The sequence below is a fragment of the Bartonella sp. AA18HLJMS genome (genome assembly GCF_042197245.1).
GTDB lineage: Bacteria > Pseudomonadota > Alphaproteobacteria > Rhizobiales > Rhizobiaceae > Bartonella.
Window position 1 is genome coordinate 1 of the sequence record NZ_JBHIRP010000101.1, and the last position, 520, is coordinate 520.

Below are 520 nucleotides of genomic sequence, written 5' to 3' on the forward strand. Positions count from 1 at the left end.
CGGTATAGCCAACGAAAACACGACTATCAATCTCTATGGACCAGCCTTTAATGTTTTAGTTGCAGCCGGTCTGTTAGGTTATGTGAGTGATGGCAAACAAACCACTATTGGTTTTGATGGGAATAGATATGACTTTGTAAGCAGAATTATTGGCGGCAATGGCTATACCTACGGGACACTCCCTGCTGGCAGTAACGTTTGGACAGAATGGTTGAGAGTGGCTACAAATCCCATAAGTTCCCATACCTGTCTTGGAGACGCGGGCGATAAGTGTAACGTGCGTTATGGCTCATCTCATCGTGAACAAGTTCCTTCAAGTAAATCATGGAGTAAAAAATGAAACAAACCTTAAAATTATTAAGTGCTGTAACTTTGTTAGGTATTGCAGGATGTCAGTTTAATAAAACTCCTGGGGGGTATTTGAGCGCGTGGGAGAAAAATGGTGTTACTGATTTTACTGAAATAGGAAAAGCCTTATTAGAATGTGGTATGCCAGCTCCTTATGATGTATTTCCAGAAA

At 41.2% G+C, this 520-nt stretch carries 2 pseudogenes; both read left to right on the plus strand.

From position 1 onward, the window contains the following. A pseudogene (locus ACFINW_RS10175) lies at positions 1-340 on the plus strand (filamentous hemagglutinin); the annotation flags it as partial. Then, positions 337-520 (plus strand): annotated as a pseudogene (locus ACFINW_RS10180) (hypothetical protein); the annotation flags it as partial. The pseudogenes ACFINW_RS10175 and ACFINW_RS10180, both read left to right, overlap by 4 nt.